Here is a 16,829-nt window from a genome sequence, read left to right as displayed (position 1 = left end):
TGTCACACCAGAAGCACATCCAGCCGATCCGGGCCGGGGCACTGTCCGCGGGGCAGACGGCGCGCGAGTGGCCCGCCTAGCCTCCCGGGCCATGCGATCACCACGTATGAGACTCCTGGGTTTCGCCACCGCCCTCGGTCTTCTCCTCGCCGTCTTCGGCCTGGCCCCGAGTGCGAGCGCGGCGGACGCCGACCTGACCTTCGCCACCGACACCGCGACCACGACGCCCGGCGGCGCGGTGAAACTCTCGATGACGCTGACCAACAACAAGACCTACGACATCTTGTTCATCTACCAGACGCTCGAGCCCACCTGGCTGACCACCCAGCGGCCGGACCTCAAGTACAGCTTCACGGACTGCACCCTGACCACGGACACCGGCAGCACCCCCTGCACCGGCGTCGGACCCACCGACCTCGGCCCGGACTACGGCGCCACCGTCCCGCCCGGTCAGAGCCGGACCGTGACGCTGACGCTGCAGGTCGCCACCGACTCGGGGTGCAACGGCAACATCGGCTTCTACTCGTACTACTACTCCGAGTTCAGCGACTCGACGAACGTCAGCGGCGGCCCGGTCTACACACCGGAGACACGCGTCCTCTGCGCCTGACACCGGCGCCCCTCTTCAACTCCCGGAAGCGCTCGGCCAGTTCATCCCGGCCGAGCCTCTTCCGTCGCATCACTCCGGCCGACGCGGCGCCGTAGTCGAGTCGCGCACCACCAGCCGGGAGCCGACGCGGATGAGCCGGCCGACACCCCCCTCGCCGGGGTCGCCGTTGTCGGGGCGGCTGTCGATACGACGCAGCAGTTGCTCGGCGGCGAGTTCGCCGAGGTCGCGGGCTCCGTTGTCGACGACGGTGATCGGCGGGTGCCAGTACGGGAACCAGGGCGCTTCCTCGTGGCACACGAGGGAGAGCTGCTCCGGCACCCGGACCCCCAGCTGCACCAGGGCTCCGAGCACCCCGAAAGTCGCTTCGTGGTTGGCGCTGTACAGCGCGGTGGGCGGGTTGTCCGCAGCCATCAGCCGCATGGCCGCCTCCGCACCGAACGGCACGGTGAACGGACCCCGCGCGCACAGGGCGGGATCGGGTTCGAGTCCGGCGGTGGCCAGCGCCGCGGTGAATCCCGCGTAACGGTCGCGCCCGGAGTCGACGCCCGCCGGGCCGCCGATGAAGGCGACGCTCCGGTGCCCGAGGTCGAGCAGATGGCGGACGGCCAGTTCGGCGCCGTCCCGGTCGGCGGCCATCACGGAGTCGCCGGGGGCGCCGTCGGGGGTGCGCATCAGGTTGACCACGGGGATACCGGCCGCGCTCACCTCCCGCACCGTCGCGGTGTTGTCGCCCGTGCCCACGATGATCAGACCGTCGACGCGGTGGTCCAACAGCATGTCCAGGTAACGGCGTTCGCGTGCCGGGTCCGAGTCGGTGACGCACAGCAGCACTTGGTAGCCGCGTTCGTCGAGCCGTTGCTGGAGCACCTCGGTGATGCGGTGGAACGAGGCGTTCACCAGGTTGGTTATCACCAGCCCGACGAGGTTGCTGCGCCGGGTGCGCAGTCCGCTGGCGATCCGGTTGGGGCGGTAGCCGAGGCGTTCCGCCGCTGACTGCACCGCGCGCTTCGTCTGTGCGCTGACCCGGCTGGAGCCGCTGAGCACCCTTGATGCCGTGCTCTTGGAGACCCCCGCGGCCTCGGCCACCTCGTCCAAGGTGACTGCCACCGGCCCACCCCCGATCATGAAATCGATCCCATACAACCCGTTCCCATACGCCGGGTCGTGATCGCCATGATGGCAGATTCCGTGAAGTCGGTGGCGTAAACAATGCGTTTCACGAGCAATTTCCGGCCAGAACGACATTGACCTCCACCCCACACCGCTGCCACCGTGCTGTGCAATCGATCCCACGGAGCACAGCATGACCACTTCGAGTGCCGCACCCTGGCGCGGCTACTGGCCGGCCGCACCCACCCCCTTCACCGCCGACGGCTCCCTCGACGAGGACGCCTGGCGCGCACTGCTCGGGCTGTACGCGGAGCACGGCGTGCACGGGGTTCTGGTGAACGGCACGACCGGCGAGTGGTTCTCCCAGACCCCCGAGGAGCGCCGCCGGGTCGCCGAGATCGCGGTCACCGAACTCTCCGGACAGCTACCGGTGGTGATCGGCTGCGGCGCGTACACCGCCGCCGAGTCCGCCCGCTACGGCGAACACGCCCGCTCGATCGGCGCGGACGGCATCCTCACCACCCCGCCGCCCTACGTCCACCCGAGCCAGGACGAGATCCACGCCTTCTACGCCACTCTCGCCGGGGCGGTCGACCTGCCGCTCATGGTCTACAACTGGCCGCGCGGCACCGCCGTGGACATCACGGTCGACACCCTGGCCAGGCTCGCCGAACTCGACACCGTGGTCGCCGTCAAGGACAGCTCAGGCGACGAGCTGAAGGTCGCGGACACCTGCGCCGCCCTGGCCGGGAAGGTCCAGGTCTTCGGGCGCTTCATCCACCGCAGGGGCATGGCCGTCATGGCCGAGTTCGGCGGCGCCGGAAACATCGACGGCGGCGGCCTCGGCGCCCCCTTCGCCGTCCCCTTCTACGAGGCCTACTGGGCAGGCGACTTGGCCCTCGCCCGGAAATGGTCCGCACGCTACGAACGGCTTGTGAACCTGCTCGTCAACGACGACTACAGCTCACGGTTCGCCTCACCCACCTCGCAGCTCAAAGCCGCCATGCGGCTGCTCGGGCAGCCCGGAGGGCATGTACGCCCCCCGCTGCTTCCCCTGGAGGACCCGTCCGCGCTGCTCGGCCTGTCCGAGGCGCTCGACGAGGCCGGGCTGCACCCCTGTTCCACCAGCACCGGAAAAAGGTGAACCGACCGTGCGCAGACTTCTCATCGCGGCCTCCTCCGCCGCCGCCCTGCTCCTGACCGTGGCGGCCTGCGGCAACGACTCGTCCTCGTCGTCCGCCGCCGCGGCCCCGACCGGCTGCACGCCCAAGGTGGGCGGCTCGGACCTGGTCAAGGCGGGCACGTTGACGATCTCGACCAACGCGACCCTGCCGCCCATGCAGTATCTGGACGCCTCCAACAAGATCGTCGGCATGCGGGTGGACCTCGGCAACGAGATAGCCAAACTCCTCTGTCTCACCCCGAAGTTCGTCAACATCCCCTTCGACGCACAGATCCCCGGCGTGCAGTCCGGACGCTGGGACATGATCGACACCGGCATGTTCTACACACCCGAGCGTGCCAAGACCGTCAAGCTCGTCCCGTACGAGGTCCAGGGCGTCTCGATCTCCGTCGCCAAGGGCAACCCGAAGAAGATCACCTCCGAGGACGGCCTCTCCGGCAAGACCATCGCCGTGGAAGCGCCCGGCTACGAGTTCGACACCCTCACCGCGCTCAACAAGGAACTCAAGGCGGCCGGCAAGAAGCAGGTCACCGTCCGCACCTTCACCACCACCGCCGACGCCTACCAGGCACTGTCCGCGGGCCAGGTCGAAGGCGTCGCCATCGTCGAGGCGGTCACCAGCTACTACCAGAAGGACGGCCGCTTCGAGACGGCGGTCAAGGGCATGAACCCCGCCCCGCTCGCCCTCGGCTTCGGCAAGCAGAAGCCCGCCGACGCGGTCGCGACCGCGCTCAACACCCTTCGCAGCAACGGGTACTTGGCCACGTTGTTCAAGAAGTACGGCGTCACGGCCTACACCGGCGACCTCAAGGTGACCACCGGCGCGATCAGCGCGAAGTAGCGATCGAAGGGCGAGAGCCATGTGGTCCTGGGATGCCTTCTTCTCCTTCCTCACCAATCCCCAGCTCGTTCAGGGAGCTTGGACGACGATCTGGCTGACCACGGTCAGCATGGCGCTCGCCCTTCCGCTCGCCGTACTCGTGGCGCTCGGCCGGGCGTCCCGCTTCAGGCCGGTCCGGCTGGTCACGGGTTTCTACGTGTGGCTGATGCGCGGCACCCCTCTCCTGGTCCAACTGGTCATCATCTACACGGGGTTGCCCCAGCTGGGCCTGCGCCTCGGCGTGATCAGCGCGGCCCTGACCGGCCTGGTCCTCAACGAGGCGGCGTACCTCTCGGAGATCGTCCGCGCCGGGGTCCTCTCGGTCCCGCGCGGCCAGTCCGAGGCCGCCCGCGCACTCGGCATGCCGCCCTGGAAGGTGTTCCGGGTGGTGGTCATGCCGCAGGCGCTGCGGGTGATGGTCCCGCCGCTCGGCAACAGCTTCAACGGCCTCCTCAAGACGACCACGCTCGTCTCGGTGATCTCGGTCGAGGAGCTGCTGCGCCGCACCCAGTTCGCCGTCCAGACCAACTTCCGTGTCCTGGAAGGCCTTACAGCGGCGGCTCTGTACTACCTGGCGATGACCACCCTGTGGGGCCTGGTCCAGCGGTGGCTGGAGATCCGGGTCGGCCGCGGCCACCAGACCGGGCCGAGCAAAGGCCGCCGCATCAAGAGCGCCGCCGTACCGGCACTCGAAATGGAGATCCGATGACCACCGAGACGGTCGTTGAAGCGCGCCAAGTACGCAAGTCGTACGGCGGAGTTGAAGTTCTCAAGGGCATCGACCTGACCGTCCGGCAAGGGGAAGTCGTCCTCGTCCTGGGCCCTTCGGGCGGCGGCAAGAGCACCTTCCTGCGCACCCTCAACCACCTGGAGACCCCCGACTCGGGCACCGTCAGCATCTGCGGCGAGCGGATCGGCTACGGCGAGCGGGGCGCCCTGCGGGAGAGCCGGATCGCCGTTCAGCGTCGGCGTACCGGCATGGTGTTCCAGCAGTTCAACCTGTTCCCGAACATGACCGCGCTGGACAACGTGGCGTCCGGTCCGGTTCATGTGAACGGCGTGTCCAAGGCCCAAGCACGCGTAGCGGCGGGCGAGTTGCTGGCCATGGTGGGTCTGGCGGACAAGACCCGCTCCTATCCGTCCCAGCTCTCCGGCGGCCAGCAGCAGCGGGTGGCCATCGCCCGTGCCCTGGCGATGCGCCCGGAGCTGCTGCTCTTCGACGAACCCACCTCGGCGCTCGACCCGGAGATGGTGGGCGAGGTCCTCGACGTCATGGTCCGGCTCCGCGAGGAGGGCATGACCATGATCGTCGTCAGCCATGAGATGGGGTTCGCCCGGGCGGCGGCCGACCGGGTCGTGTTCATCGCCGACGGAACGGTGGTGGAGGACAAGTCCCCTGACCTCTTCTTCTCCGCGCCGGAACACGAACGCACCCGGCAGTTCCTGGACCGCATCCTGTGAACCCCCCACCCCTCTTGATCCCTGTGAGCACAGCCATGAGCACCAACTCCCTTCCGCAGACGGTCACCGTGACCATCGACGGCACCCCGGGCCAGGCCTGGGCGGGCCAGTCCGTGACCGCCGCCCTCGTCTCGGCCGGCATCTGGCCGCTGCGTCGCAACCCGGTCAACGGCCAACTGCGCGGCCCCTTTTGCGGGATGGGCGTCTGCCTGGAGTGCGAGGTGACCATCAACGGCCGCCCCGGCAGCCGTAGTTGCACCGCGCACGTCACCGACGGCATGGACATCCGCACCCACACCGAGCCACTGCAGACGGCCGCACATGGCTGACGTCATGACGGAGTCCGAAGCGGATGTCGCGGTAGTCGGCGGCGGGCCGGCGGGACTGCACGCGGCGCTGGTCCTGGCTCGGGGCGGGCTGAGCGTCGTACTGCTCGACGAGTCCGACACGCTGGGCGGTCAGTACTACAAGCGCCGTGCCGAGCAACTCACCGCCGCCTTCGGCGATTTCCGCCCGCGCGGCACCGAACTCATCCGCCAGGTACGGGACTCCGGCGTCGACTGCCGCACCGGCACCCTGGTCTGGGGCGCCGAGGACGGAGGCCGCACCCTCTTCACCTCCGACGTCCGCACGGGTGCCCTCGGTCGTATCAACACCCGGGCCACACTCGTCGCCACCGGCGCGTACGAGCGCTCCCTGCCCTTCCCTGGCTGGACGTTGCCGGGTGTGGTCACCCCTGGGTTCGCCCTGCACCTGGCCACCATGGACCGGGTGCCCGTGGGCCAGCGGGTGGTGCTCGCCGGGACCGGCCCGTTCCTGCTCCCGGTCGCCTGCGCGCTTCTGGAAGTGGGCGCCCGGATCGAGGCACTGGTCGAGCTGAACCACCCGTACCGGCCCGGGATTTCCTCGATCGGCGGCGCGCTGCGGCAGCCCGCCCGGCTCGCGGAGGCGGCGCGCTATCTGCTCACCCTCGCCCGGCACGGCGTACGCGTCGAACAGGGCTCACGTGTGCTGGCCGCGCACGGCGACACCCAGGTCACCGCCGTGGACATCGGCCACGAGGACGGCGGCGTATGGCAGTTGGAGACCGACGCGCTGTGCGTGGGATTCGGGTTCCGCCCCAGCACCGAACTGCCCCGGCTGCTGGGCTGCGACACCGAGCTGGATCCGACAGGGACGGAGCAACTCCCGGTCGTGGACGCGGACGGCGCGACCTCGGTCGACGGCTTGTACGTCGCCGGAGACTGCGCCGGTATCGCGGGCGTGCACGCGGCCGGCGTACGGGGACAGCTCGCCGCCCATGCGATCCTGCGCCGCCTGGCCCCCGAACGAGCCCGCGTGCGAGTGGCCGACCTCCGCCGCCGCCGGGCCCGCGCCCTCGACCGTTTCGCCGAACTGGCCGACCGCCTCTACCCGTTGCCGACCACGGCCGACATTCCCGACGCCACCCAGGTCTGCCGCTGCGAGGGCGTCAGCGCCGGTGAGATCCGGGAGGCCGCCGCGACCGGCTGGAACGACCTGCACGGCACCAAGGCCGCCACCCGCGCCGGCATGGGCCCCTGCCAGGGACGCGAATGCGGCCACATCGTCGCGGCGTTGGCCGGGCGGGGCGAAGGTACGGCGGAGTGCTTCGCGGCCCGGATGCCGATACGGCCGCTGCCCATGGCCGCGACGATCGAAGGGCAGGAAGTCCAGTGACCCAGCCCGACGTCGTCGTCATCGGCGCCGGCATCCTCGGCGCCAGTGCCGCCTTCCACCTCGCCGAACGCGGTTACCGGGTCGTGGTGTTGGAGCGCGGCGCGCCGAACAGGGAAGGCTCTGGCACCACCGCCGGCAACCTGCACATCCAGGCCATCCACACCCGCCGCCCCGGTCAGGAAGTCCCGGTCGACAGCGCACGGCTGCTGCCGCTCCAGCGCCGGGCGTCCGACCACTGGTCGCAGATCGAGGAACGGCTCGGCGCGGACGTGGAGTTGCGGCGAGGCGGCGGTTTCATGGTCGCCGAAACAGCAGACCAGGAAGAGGAGTTGCGGGAGAAGCACGAGTGGGAGCGGCGGGCGGGCATACCCACCGAGGTACTCACCGGCGACGAGGCCCGCAAGCAACTGCCACTGCTCTCCGACCGTGTGCGCGCGGCGAGTTGGTGCTCGCTCGACGGCTACGCCAACCCGCTGCTGATCACGCCCGCCTATCTGGCCGCGGCCCGCCGTCTCGGCGTCGAGGTGCACGCCTTCACCCCGGTGACCGGTATCCAGCAGGTCGGCGACGACTACAAAGTGCTGTCGGGCGACCGGAGTTGGACGGCTCCCGTGGTCGTCAACGTGGCCGGGCCGTGGATCACCGAGATCTCCGCACTCGCCGGAATCCAGATCCGGATGTCCCCGGTCGCGATCCAGATGCATGTGACCGTGCGGGTCCCGCCGGTCATGCACCATCTGGTCCAGCACATCGGCGAGGGCATGTCGGTCAAGCAGGTCAGCGCGGGCAACCTGTTGATCGGCGGCGGCTGGCCGGCCGCCGCACTGGACATGGCGGGCCGCAGCACCGTCAGCGTGCCCAGCATGGCAGGCAACCTCGCCCAGGCCGGGCGCATCCTGCCGTTCCTCGGCGAGCTGCGGCTGCTGCGCATGTGGGCCGGACCGCTGGCCGCGACCCCGGACGAGATGCCGGTGATCGGTGAAGTCCCGGGCCACCCGGGCTTCTTCGTCGCGGGCGGCACCTACGCCTTCACCCTCGCCCCGGTGTGGGGCGACACGCTGGCCCGCCAGATCGCCGGGGAGGCTCCTGCCGACCCGGTGGACGACCTAGGTCCCGGCCGCCTGTTGCACGACGACGCCACCACTCCCGTATCGCCCTGAAAGGCACTCCCCCATGACCCTGAGAATGTTCGTCAACGGCCAGGCGATGTCCGGAGGCACCCTCAACCACGCACTGAGCGAGGCCCGCTTCCTCGGGCCCGCCCGCACGGCACCGACGTACCGCTTCTTCTCCGTACGCGACGAGTTCCCCGGCCTGCACCCGGTCGCGGAGGGCGGCGCGTCGATCAACGGCGAGGTGTACGAGGTGAGTTACGAGGTGCTGCGCGAGCGGCTGCTGCCCGAGGAGCCCTCGGAACTCGAACTGGGCGTGATCGCGCTGGCGGACGGCTCGGGTTCCTTCTCGATGCGGATGCGCGCGTCCGCGCTGACGGCCCCCGGTGTCGTCGACATCACCGCCCACGGCGGCTGGCACGCCTACCTCGCCACTCTCTGACACCTCGTCCTCGCTGGAGGTCTGCCATGTCCCACCGCCCCTCATCGATCGAAACCGTCGCACCCTTCCAACCCGTCGACCTTGTCGTCCGAGGCGGCACCGTGGTCAACGCCGACTGGCAGGGCACCGCGGACGTCCTGGTGGGCGGCGGCAAGGTGCTCGGGGTGGTGGAGCCGGGCGCGTACCGCGCCGCGCAGGCCCCCGGCACCACCGAGATCGACGCCTCCGGACGCCTCGTGCTGCCCGGCGGCGTGGACCCGCACTGCCATGTCGGCTTCACTTCGGGGGACTTCACCTCCCTCGACGACTACCGCCAGGCCACCACGGCGGCCGTCTTCGGCGGTACGACGACGATCGTGGACTTCGCCATCCCGCGCCCCGGCGAGAACCCCGCCGACGTCGCCGCCGCCCAACGCGCCAAGGCGGCACAGGGGTTGTGCGACAGCGCGCTGCACGGGTGCGTGGTCGAGTGGGACGGCACCGTGCCGGAACAACTGCGGTCGCTGGCCTCCGACGGCATCGTCACGGTGAAGATGTTCACCACGTACCGCGGCGAGACCATGGCCGACGAGAAGACCATCCTCAACGTGATGACCACGCTGCGGGACCTGGGCGGGATGGTGGTCATCCACTGCGAGGCCGACCACATCATCGCGGACACGCAGGAGCGCGGCGAGGCGGCCGGGGCGATCAGCGCGGGCCATCACGCCGGTACGCGGCCGGAGTTGGCCGAGAACGCGTCGGTCGCCGAGATCCTCGCCATCGCGGAGTCGGTGTCGGCCCCGGTGTACTTCGTCCACCAGTCGACGCCCGAGGCGGTCGACCTGGTGGCCCGCGCCCGGGGCAGAGGGGTGCGCGCCTTCACCGAGACCGTCGCCCACCATCTCGTCCTGGACGACACGGCGTACGCGGGCCCGCACCCCGAACGCTTCGTGTGCTGCCCGCCGTTGCGGGACGCCGGCACGGTAGCCGGGCTGCGCTCACGGCTGCTCATGGGCCAGGTGGCGACGATCGGCAGCGACCACTGCTGCTACGACACGGCCCAGAAGGAGTCGGTGAGCCACGACGTGCGGGCAATGCCCAACGGCCTGCCGGGAGTTGAGACCCGCATGCCGGTGATATTCAGCGAGCTGGTGGTCAAGGGCGGCCTGCCGGTGGGCCGCTTCGTCGAGTTGATGTGTGCCAACCCGGCGAGGCTCAACGGCCTCTACCCCCGCAAGGGAGTCATCGCCCCCGGCTCGGACGCGGACCTGGTGATCTGGGACCCCACCACCACCCGTACCGTCCGCAGCGCCGGTCTGCACATGGCCACGGACTACACGCCGTACGAGGGCATGCCGGTCACCGGCTGGCCTGAGACCGTCGTGGTGGGCGGCCGTCCCGTCGTCGAGTCCGGCCGGCTGACGGACGCCGAACCCCGGGGGCGCCACCTGCGCTCGGGCCCACTGAGCCGGTCGCTGGTCTGCTGATCGCGCGGCTCCCGTCTAACCTGATTTCTGTCGTACGACCCGGCCGGCACCCCGGAACCAGCAGCCCCGGAGTGCTGCCGGGCCCCGGATCGCTTCGCCCGCCCGCAGAAGGGACCGTCTCGTGGACCCTGATATCCGAACCCGTGCCGCGATCGAGGAACACTGGCGGGCATCCGAGCGGGGAGACACCAAAACCGAGCACGCGATCTACGCGCCGGACGCGATCCTCGACTATCCCCAATCAGGAGAACGCTTCCGGAGCCGCGCGACGATCGCGGCCCAACGCGGCGGTCACCCTGCGGACCGGCACTTCACCGTCCTCAGGATCACCGGCAGCGGGGAACTGTGGGTCAGTGAGTGCGTGATCACGTACGACGGGGTGCCCAGCTACTCGGTGGGCGTCATGGAGTTCGCCCACGGGCATGTGGTGCACGAGACGCAGTACTTCACGGACACCTTCGGCGCGCCCGAGTGGCGGACCGCGCTCGCGGAGCCGATGCCGGGCAGGGACATCACCAGAGCCTGAGAGTCTGACCGCGTCCGGCTCTTCCATCTTCCGTTTACACATTCGAACACGCCTCGAACGAGGGGCGGGTTACGATCGATTCGAATGTAAGCCCCTCAAAGTGAGTGGCCCTCCTGACGGGAGACACGGATGACCACCAAGGCGAAGCCGGCGCGCCGGATCGAGCCCGGCACGTACGAGGCGTACATGCATGACTGCCCCGCGGTGGCCCTGCTCTCGACGATCAGCAACCGGTGGGTCAGCCTGACGATGTGCACCCTGGGGTCCTATGGCGAGGCGATGCGATACAGCCACGTCAGCCGCGAGATCCCCGGCGTCAGCCAGAAGATGCTCACCCAGACCCTGCGCATGCTGGAGCGCGACGGCATGGTGAAGCGGACGGTCACACCGACTGTGCCCGTGCGCGTCGACTATGAGCTGACCCCGCTCGGGCAGGGCCTCTACGGTCTGCTGTCCCAGGTGCGCGACTGGGCCGCCGAGAAGACCGACGAGGTCGACGAGGCGCGGGCGCACTACGACGCCCGGCAGACCGACCAGTGACTCCGAGCGGCGGCTCGTCCGCGGGGGCGTAACGCACTTTTTAGTGCCTACTTACCATTCGATCGTTACCCCCCTAGCGTTTGTGGTGTTCGTAGCGTTCGAATTCGCAAACGGAAGAGCACCCATCATGCGCGCAGCAGTCGTCAAGAAGATCGGTGGACCCGAGGCGGTCGAGGTCGTGGAGGTCCCGCTCCCGGAACCGGGTCCCCTGGAGGTCCGCGTCAAGGTCGCGGCCGCGGCGCTCAATCCCGCCGACGCCGCTGTGTGGGCCGGGTTCTTCGGGCCGGTGAAGGACGTCGAGTACACCGGTCTCGGTCTGGACGCCGCCGGGACCATCGACGCGGTCGGCCCCGGTGTCCTGCTCAAGGTCGGAACCCCGGTGATCGTGTTCGACGCCCCTGTGGTGCGCCCCACGAAAGCCCAGGCCGAATACCTGGTGACCGACCTCAACTCCCTCGCCCCCGCCCCCGAGGGCATGGACCTGACGCTCGCGGCGACGATCCCACTCAACGCGATGACCGCCTCGCAGGCCCTGGACCATCTCCCGCTACGGCCCCGCGACACCCTGCTCGTCACGGGCGCCGCCGGAGCCGTGGGCGGCTACGCCGTCGAGCTGGCCCGGACGCGAGGCGTGCGGATCGTCGCGCAAGGGCGGCCCGAGGACGAGGAGTTCCTCCGCGATCGTGGCGCCACCTGGTTCGTGTCGCGCGACGAGGAACTGAGCGAGGCGGTGCGCCGGTTCGTGCCGGATGGCGTGGACGGCGTGCTCGACGCGGCGGCACTGGGCGCCCCCGCGCTGGCGGCCGTCCGCGACGGCGGCATCTACGTGAGCGTGCGGCTCGACCTACTGCCGACCCCAGAGCGAGGCGTGGTGATACGCCACACCGCCGCCGGCCCCGAACCGACCCGCCTCTCCTACCTCTCCGCACTCGCCGAGGTCGGCGTACTGACACCCCGAGTGGCGCAGGTCTACCCCCTGTCGCAGGCGACCGAAGCCCACATTCAGCTCGCCCGGGGCGGCCAGCGGGGCCGGATCGTTCTGGTGCCGTGAGCACCGGGACCGACACACGAATCCGGGAGGAGTCGATGGCGAAGCAAGCCCCTGTTGTCACCGCGGTGACCAGCATCTCCGCACCGATTGAGGACGTGTGGCGCGTGCTCGTGGCCTTCGACCAGTACGCGCAGTGGCATCCGGTTCTGTCCCTCGACGCGAAGCCCGAGCAGGTGGTGGTCGGCGCAGAGGTTCCCGGCCGGGTCTCGGACGGGGACAGCGCCGCGCAGGACGTGACGATGAGGATCGTCGACGTGGAGGCTCCCCGCCGGCTGGTCTGGGAAGGCGGATCGCTCGACGCCGTCCTCGGCAGGCACTCGTTCGTACTCACCCAACAGCCGGACGGCACCGCCGAGTTGACGGACTCCGAGGAGTTTCACGGCGCCGACGCCGCCGAACTCGTCGCGATACTCGACCAGCTCAGGGAGAACTACCCCCGGTACGGCGCCGCCTTGCGAGCACGCGTGGAGGGTCCGTCCGGCTGACGGGGCCGGGTGAGGACCCACTGCCGTCACCGAGCGCGGCACGAGCTGAACGTGCGGCCCGCCCAGGTCCAGGTGAGCCAAGTCCACCGCCTCCCGCTGAAGTGTCGTTCTGAAGAAAGTCCACGTTCACCAGGTCGTTCCCGGACCGAACCCGCACGCCTGCATATCGTGCGACGGAACGTGGCCGCCCGAAGGCGGTCGCCATGTTCTGTGAACGGAGTGGTGAAGAGCTGTGGCGAACGGACATGACCTGGACGGTGCCCTGCGGGTGGCCGTGGAACTGGCCGCGTGGGCGTCGGAGGCGATCCGTGGCGGGAACCGCGGGGGCGCGGGTCCGGTCCGGCAGAAGGCGAGCCCGGCCGACATCGTGACGGACACCGACGAAGCGGTGGAGCGGCACGTACGGGCGGTGCTGCGGCGGGAGTTCCCCGACTGGGGACTCGACGGCGAGGAGTACGGCGTGGAGAAGGGCACGTCGGAAGACGCACCGCACTGGGTGATCGACCCCGTGGACGGAACGACCAACTACGCCCACGGACTTGGCTGGTGCTCCTTCTCCCTGGGCCTGGCGGAGCCGGACGGTACTCCGCTGCTAGGCCTGGTGGCGGACCCGTGGCGGGGCGAGATCTTCACAGCGGTGCGAGGCAAGGGCGCGCACCTGAACGGAACCCCGATCCACGCTGCGGACCACACGACACTCACGGGTCATGTGTTCCTGACGGAGTGGGCGGCACACGCGCACTGGCCCGGCCTGGACGCGCTCCTCGCCCAACTGGCCGCCCGGCATTGCACGGCCCGCGTCATGGGCTCGACCGCACTGTCCCTGGTCCAAGTGGCGGCGGGCCGGGCAACGGCCGCCGCGATCGGCGAGTTCCACCCGGTCGACGGTCTACCGGCCCTCCTCATCGCGACCGAGGCCGGCGCGGTGGCCATGCCCCAACTCCCCTCGTACGGTGAGCCGTTGCTGCTCGTGGCTCCGGACGCGGCGGCGGAGGCCGGGGAGTTGTGGCGTACGACGGTCAAGGCCGCAGGAACTCAGACCCGCTGACCTTTGTGGTCCGGACGGCCCATCCGCAGTGGACGCCCTACTGCAGGGGCATGACCTTGCGGTACGTGAACACCGCGGTTGTCGCGACCGCCACGTGCATCAGGAGCAGCGCCCCGACGCCGGTCGCACCGCCGTCGCCGTAGAGCAGGAAGTCGGGCACGAAGGACACCACGACAAGGGTCGGCACCAGCCAGCGCACCAACGCCTGCGGGTCCTGCGACACCTTGCGCAGGATGGCCCAGCCGACGGCGCCCGCCACCACACCGACCGCCGTCAGGAAGATGTACGACGGCGCCTTCAGCGGCTGAAAGTCATCGGGCGCGCCCGCGGCCAGGGCGAGGAGAGCGAGCACGGTGTCTGCCGCGGAGGCCACCACGATCGCCGCGAGTACACCTCCCGCCACGACGAGGGGACCACGGCGGACGGTGACTGCATCTGTGGCGACAGACATGGCATCTCCAGGGAGGGCGACTGTGGGGAGAGCCCTCAAAGCCCCGCGACGGGACGCTTGAAGTCTCAAACGAGAGTCTGACCGACATCGTTTGAAACTTCAAGCGCGGGCTGAGTGACGGGCGTCATGGGTAGGAGATCGCGGTCGGCGGCCAGGCCGGGAGTGCGTAGGGGCATCGGAACGTATGACGTCCCGAACCGACCTCGAACGGGTCGCTGCCGTCCGGCAGTTGGACCTCGGCCCGGGTGTTGGGGGGTAGCAGCGCCTCGACAACGAGGATGTCCCCCTCGGCTCCCTCGATGCGCCAGCCCGCCTCCGCTCTGCCGTACGGGGTGTCGTGGGTCGCCTTCGCCCATGTCAGGTCGCCGCCCGGGATCGGGGCGACGCGCAGCCTGCGCCAGCCGGGTTCGGCGGCGGCGAGGCCTGCGACCGTGCGGTGCAGCCAGTCGGCGACGGCGCCGAGGGCGTAGTGGTTGAAGGAGGTCATCTCGCCGGGGTTGACGGTGCCGTCGGGGAGCATCGAGTCCCAGCGTTCCCAGATGGTGGTGGCGTCCATCGTTACCGGGTACAGCCAGGACGGGCAGGACTTCTCCAGGAGCATGCGGTAGGCGAGTTGGGGTTCGCCCGCCGCGCACAGGGCGTCGCAGATCAGCGGTGTGCCCGTGAAGCCGGTGGCGATACGGAAGGACGCGCGGCGCACGATGTTCGCCAACCGCTCGGCGGCGCCCCGGCGTTGGCGTTCCGTCGGCAGGAGCGAGAAGGCGATGGCCAGGGCATAGGCGGTCTGGGTGTCCGAGGACAGTCGGCCGTCCGGGGTGACGAAATGGTCGGCGAATCGCTCGCGTACCGCCTGTGCGTGCGCGCGGAAACGGGCGGCTTCGTCCTTGTCGTCGAGGAGTTCGGCGACTTCGGCCAGCACCTCCGCGGAGCGGATGACGTACGCGTTGGCGACGAGGTCTCCGTCCGTCCGCGCCTCCCCCGGACGGTCCGGCGGGGCCTGCGGGTCGAGCCAGTCCCCGAGTTGGAAGTCCTGCCGCCACAACCCCTCGCCCTCGGCGGCGAGTCGGATCGTGGCCTCGCCCCAGGCCCGCATGCTCGGGTACTGGGTGCGCAGCACTTCGAGGTCACCGAACCGCTGGTACAGGGTCCAGGGCAGGAGCACCGCGACATCCGCCCACACCGCCTGGGCACCCGCCTCCTGGAACGCGGCCGGCAGTACGTCGGGGACGACGAGGGGCGGCACTCCGTCCGGGCGCGCCAGCTGCTCGGCGGACAGGTCACGCAGCCAGCCGGTCAGCATGCCGGAGCAGTCGTGGAGGAAGGACGCGGTGGGCGCGAAGACCTGGATGTCGCCGGTCCAGCCCATGCGTTCGTCGCGCTGGGGGCAGTCCGTGGGGACGTCGAGGAAATTGCCGCGCATGCCCTGCACGACGTTCTCGTGCAGCCGGTTCACCAGGGGGTCGGAGCACTCGAACCACCCGGTGCGCGCCATGTCCGTGTGCAGCACCACCGCTTCGATGTCGGCGGGGTCGAGCGGGCCCGGCCAGTTCCCGATCTCGGCGTATCGGAAGCCGTGGAAGGTGAAGACGGGCTCGTACACCTCCACACCTTCGCCACGCAGGACGTAGGTATCGGTGGCGGCGGCGAAGCGCAGCGGGCGAGTGCTCAACTCGCCGTGCTCCAGCACCTCCGCGTGGCGCAGCGTGACCTCGTGGCCGGCGGCACCCGAAACGCGGAGACGCAAGCGGCCGACCAGGTTCTGTCCGAAGTCCAGGACGGTCTTCCCGGACGGCGTCGTGATGACCGCGACAGGGGCGACGGTCTGGGTGCGTCGCACGGGCGGCCCCGTCGGCGCGACCAACTCGGCGCCAGGCGGCGGGAGTTCGCGGACAGGCGCCCAGCCCGATGTGTCGTGCCCCGGCGCGGACCAACCCGGCCGCTCCTTCCGTGCGTCGTAGGCCTCGCCGTCGTAGATCTCCGAACGCAGTACGGGACCCACCGCCGTGCGCCAGTGCTCGTCGGTCACGACCGTCTGTGTCGTGCCGTCGGCGTACGTGATCTCCAACTGGGCCAGGAGCGCGCGGTGTTCACCGTAGATGTTGCGTCTGCCGCCGTGGAATCCGAGGCGCCCGGTGTACCAGCCTTCGCCGAGCAGCGCTCCGATGGTGTTCCCGCCGGGCCGTAGGAGGGAGGTGACGTCGAAGGTCTGGTAACGCAGGCGGTGTTGGTAGGAGGTCCAGCCGGGGGCCAGGACGTGGTCACCGACGGGCTCGCCGTTGAGCTCGGCCGCGTAGACGCCGTACGCGGTGATGTGGAGCCGGGCCGAGGTCACGGGACCGGTGAGGGTGAAGTCGCGGCGGAGCAGCGCGACGGGTAGTGGTTCGTCGGCGGGGGCATGGTCCGGGGTGACGGGGCGGGCCGTCCAGTCTGTCGGCTCCAGGAGTCCGGTCTCGGCGTACGCGGTCTCCGACCAGGGCGACGGTTCGTCCTCGCCCTCGCCCCAGACTCGTACGCGTACGCCGACGCGTTCCCGGGAAGCGAGGCGCGGTCCCGGCCAGGGGACGAGGACGGACTCGGCGGACTCCACGCGCCCGGTGTCGGTGACGACCGTGCCGTCGGCGGCGGTGATCTCCAACTGGTGCGCGGACTGGCGCCAGTTGGTGGCGTCGGTGACGGTTCGCCAGCTCAGGCGGGGAGTGGACTCGCCGATGCCCAGGGGCTCGCGGTGATGATCGAAGGTGAGGGGTGTGACATGCACGGGCG

General features: G+C 70.0%; 18 protein-coding genes. 15 read left to right on the top strand and 3 right to left on the bottom strand.

The features are described 5' to 3' along the window. Positions 1–106: 106 nt before the first annotated feature. Positions 107–610, top strand: coding sequence for a hypothetical protein (locus tag OO70_RS01865; RefSeq protein ID WP_078651191.1), 504 nt, complete (start codon positions 107–109; stop codon positions 608–610). A 69-nt stretch (positions 611–679) separates the two neighbouring features. On the opposite strand, the gene OO70_RS01860 is transcribed toward OO70_RS01865, so the two are convergent. Continuing rightward, positions 680–1,717: a LacI family DNA-binding transcriptional regulator gene (locus OO70_RS01860; protein ID WP_043662811.1), complete on the bottom strand. Its 1,038-nt coding sequence runs from the start codon at positions 1,715–1,717 to the stop codon at positions 680–682. Positions 1,718–1,913: 196 nt separating this feature from the next. On the opposite strand from OO70_RS01860, the gene OO70_RS01855 reads away from it, so the two are divergent. The 14 genes from OO70_RS01855 to OO70_RS01790 all read left to right on the top strand — a co-directional run bounded on the left by OO70_RS01855 (position 1,914) and on the right by OO70_RS01790 (position 13,615). Then, the gene (locus tag OO70_RS01855; protein WP_043662808.1) at positions 1,914–2,864 is read left to right on the top strand and encodes a dihydrodipicolinate synthase family protein; all 951 of its coding nucleotides are present in this window, start codon (positions 1,914–1,916) and stop codon (positions 2,862–2,864) included. A 7-nt stretch (positions 2,865–2,871) separates the two neighbouring features. Then, a complete protein-coding gene (locus OO70_RS01850) occupies positions 2,872–3,744 on the top strand; it encodes an ABC transporter substrate-binding protein (RefSeq protein WP_043662806.1) in 873 nt (290 codons plus the stop codon). 19 nt (positions 3,745–3,763) lie between these two features. Continuing rightward, complete coding sequence (locus tag OO70_RS01845; protein WP_043662804.1) at positions 3,764–4,492, top strand: amino acid ABC transporter permease; 729 nt, start codon at positions 3,764–3,766, stop codon at positions 4,490–4,492. Next, positions 4,489–5,244, top strand: a complete 756-nt coding sequence (locus OO70_RS01840; RefSeq protein WP_043662802.1) for an amino acid ABC transporter ATP-binding protein — start codon at positions 4,489–4,491, stop codon at positions 5,242–5,244. Before OO70_RS01845 ends, OO70_RS01840 begins: the two co-directional genes overlap by 4 nt. A gap of 35 nt (positions 5,245–5,279) precedes the next feature. After that, on the top strand, positions 5,280–5,573 hold the full coding sequence (locus OO70_RS01835) for a (2Fe-2S)-binding protein (protein ID WP_043662801.1): 294 nt from the start codon (positions 5,280–5,282) through the stop codon (positions 5,571–5,573). A gap of 4 nt (positions 5,574–5,577) precedes the next feature. Next, positions 5,578–6,942, top strand: coding sequence for an FAD-dependent oxidoreductase (locus tag OO70_RS01830; RefSeq protein ID WP_043663540.1), 1,365 nt, complete (start codon positions 5,578–5,580; stop codon positions 6,940–6,942). Further along, positions 6,939–8,102, top strand: coding sequence for an NAD(P)/FAD-dependent oxidoreductase (locus tag OO70_RS01825; RefSeq protein WP_043662800.1), 1,164 nt, complete (start codon positions 6,939–6,941; stop codon positions 8,100–8,102). Before OO70_RS01830 ends, OO70_RS01825 begins: the two co-directional genes overlap by 4 nt. 13 nt (positions 8,103–8,115) lie before the next feature. Beyond that, positions 8,116–8,496, top strand: a complete 381-nt coding sequence (locus OO70_RS01820; RefSeq protein ID WP_043662798.1) for an allophanate hydrolase-related protein — start codon at positions 8,116–8,118, stop codon at positions 8,494–8,496. A 26-nt stretch (positions 8,497–8,522) separates the two neighbouring features. Further along, the gene (hydA, locus tag OO70_RS01815) at positions 8,523–9,965 is read left to right on the top strand and encodes a dihydropyrimidinase (protein ID WP_051740452.1); all 1,443 of its coding nucleotides are present in this window, start codon (positions 8,523–8,525) and stop codon (positions 9,963–9,965) included. A 121-nt stretch (positions 9,966–10,086) separates the two neighbouring features. Next, positions 10,087–10,491: a nuclear transport factor 2 family protein gene (locus OO70_RS01810; RefSeq protein WP_043662795.1), complete on the top strand. Its 405-nt coding sequence runs from the start codon at positions 10,087–10,089 to the stop codon at positions 10,489–10,491. Positions 10,492–10,620: 129 nt separating this feature from the next. Next, positions 10,621–11,031 carry a winged helix-turn-helix transcriptional regulator gene (locus tag OO70_RS01805; RefSeq protein WP_043662793.1) on the top strand — a complete coding sequence of 137 codons (411 nt, stop codon included), beginning with the start codon at positions 10,621–10,623 and terminating at the stop codon, positions 11,029–11,031. A 127-nt stretch (positions 11,032–11,158) separates the two neighbouring features. Continuing rightward, a complete protein-coding gene (locus OO70_RS01800; RefSeq protein ID WP_043662792.1) occupies positions 11,159–12,082 on the top strand; it encodes a zinc-binding dehydrogenase in 924 nt (307 codons plus the stop codon). Positions 12,083–12,117: 35 nt separating this feature from the next. Continuing rightward, entirely contained in the window at positions 12,118–12,567 is a 450-nt protein-coding gene (locus tag OO70_RS01795; RefSeq protein WP_158711393.1) for an SRPBCC domain-containing protein, read from the top strand. 232 nt (positions 12,568–12,799) lie between these two features. Further along, positions 12,800–13,615: an inositol monophosphatase family protein gene (locus tag OO70_RS01790; RefSeq protein ID WP_043662789.1), complete on the top strand. Its 816-nt coding sequence runs from the start codon at positions 12,800–12,802 to the stop codon at positions 13,613–13,615. A 37-nt stretch (positions 13,616–13,652) separates the two neighbouring features. Here OO70_RS01790 and OO70_RS01785 read toward each other — a convergent pair whose 3' ends face one another. Then, a complete protein-coding gene (locus OO70_RS01785; protein WP_043662787.1) occupies positions 13,653–14,066 on the bottom strand; it encodes a DUF6069 family protein in 414 nt (137 codons plus the stop codon). Positions 14,067–14,190: 124 nt separating this feature from the next. Next, the gene (locus OO70_RS01780; RefSeq protein ID WP_051740450.1) at positions 14,191–16,824 is read right to left on the bottom strand and encodes an alpha-L-rhamnosidase; all 2,634 of its coding nucleotides are present in this window, start codon (positions 16,822–16,824) and stop codon (positions 14,191–14,193) included. Between the last annotated feature and the right edge of the window lie 5 nt (positions 16,825–16,829).

The organism is Streptomyces xylophagus, assembly GCF_000716435.1.
Taxonomy (GTDB): domain Bacteria; phylum Actinomycetota; class Actinomycetes; order Streptomycetales; family Streptomycetaceae; genus Streptomyces; species Streptomyces xylophagus.
The sequence above is the reverse complement of the archived record's forward strand: the minus strand, read 5'-3'. Positions and strand labels throughout refer to the sequence as shown.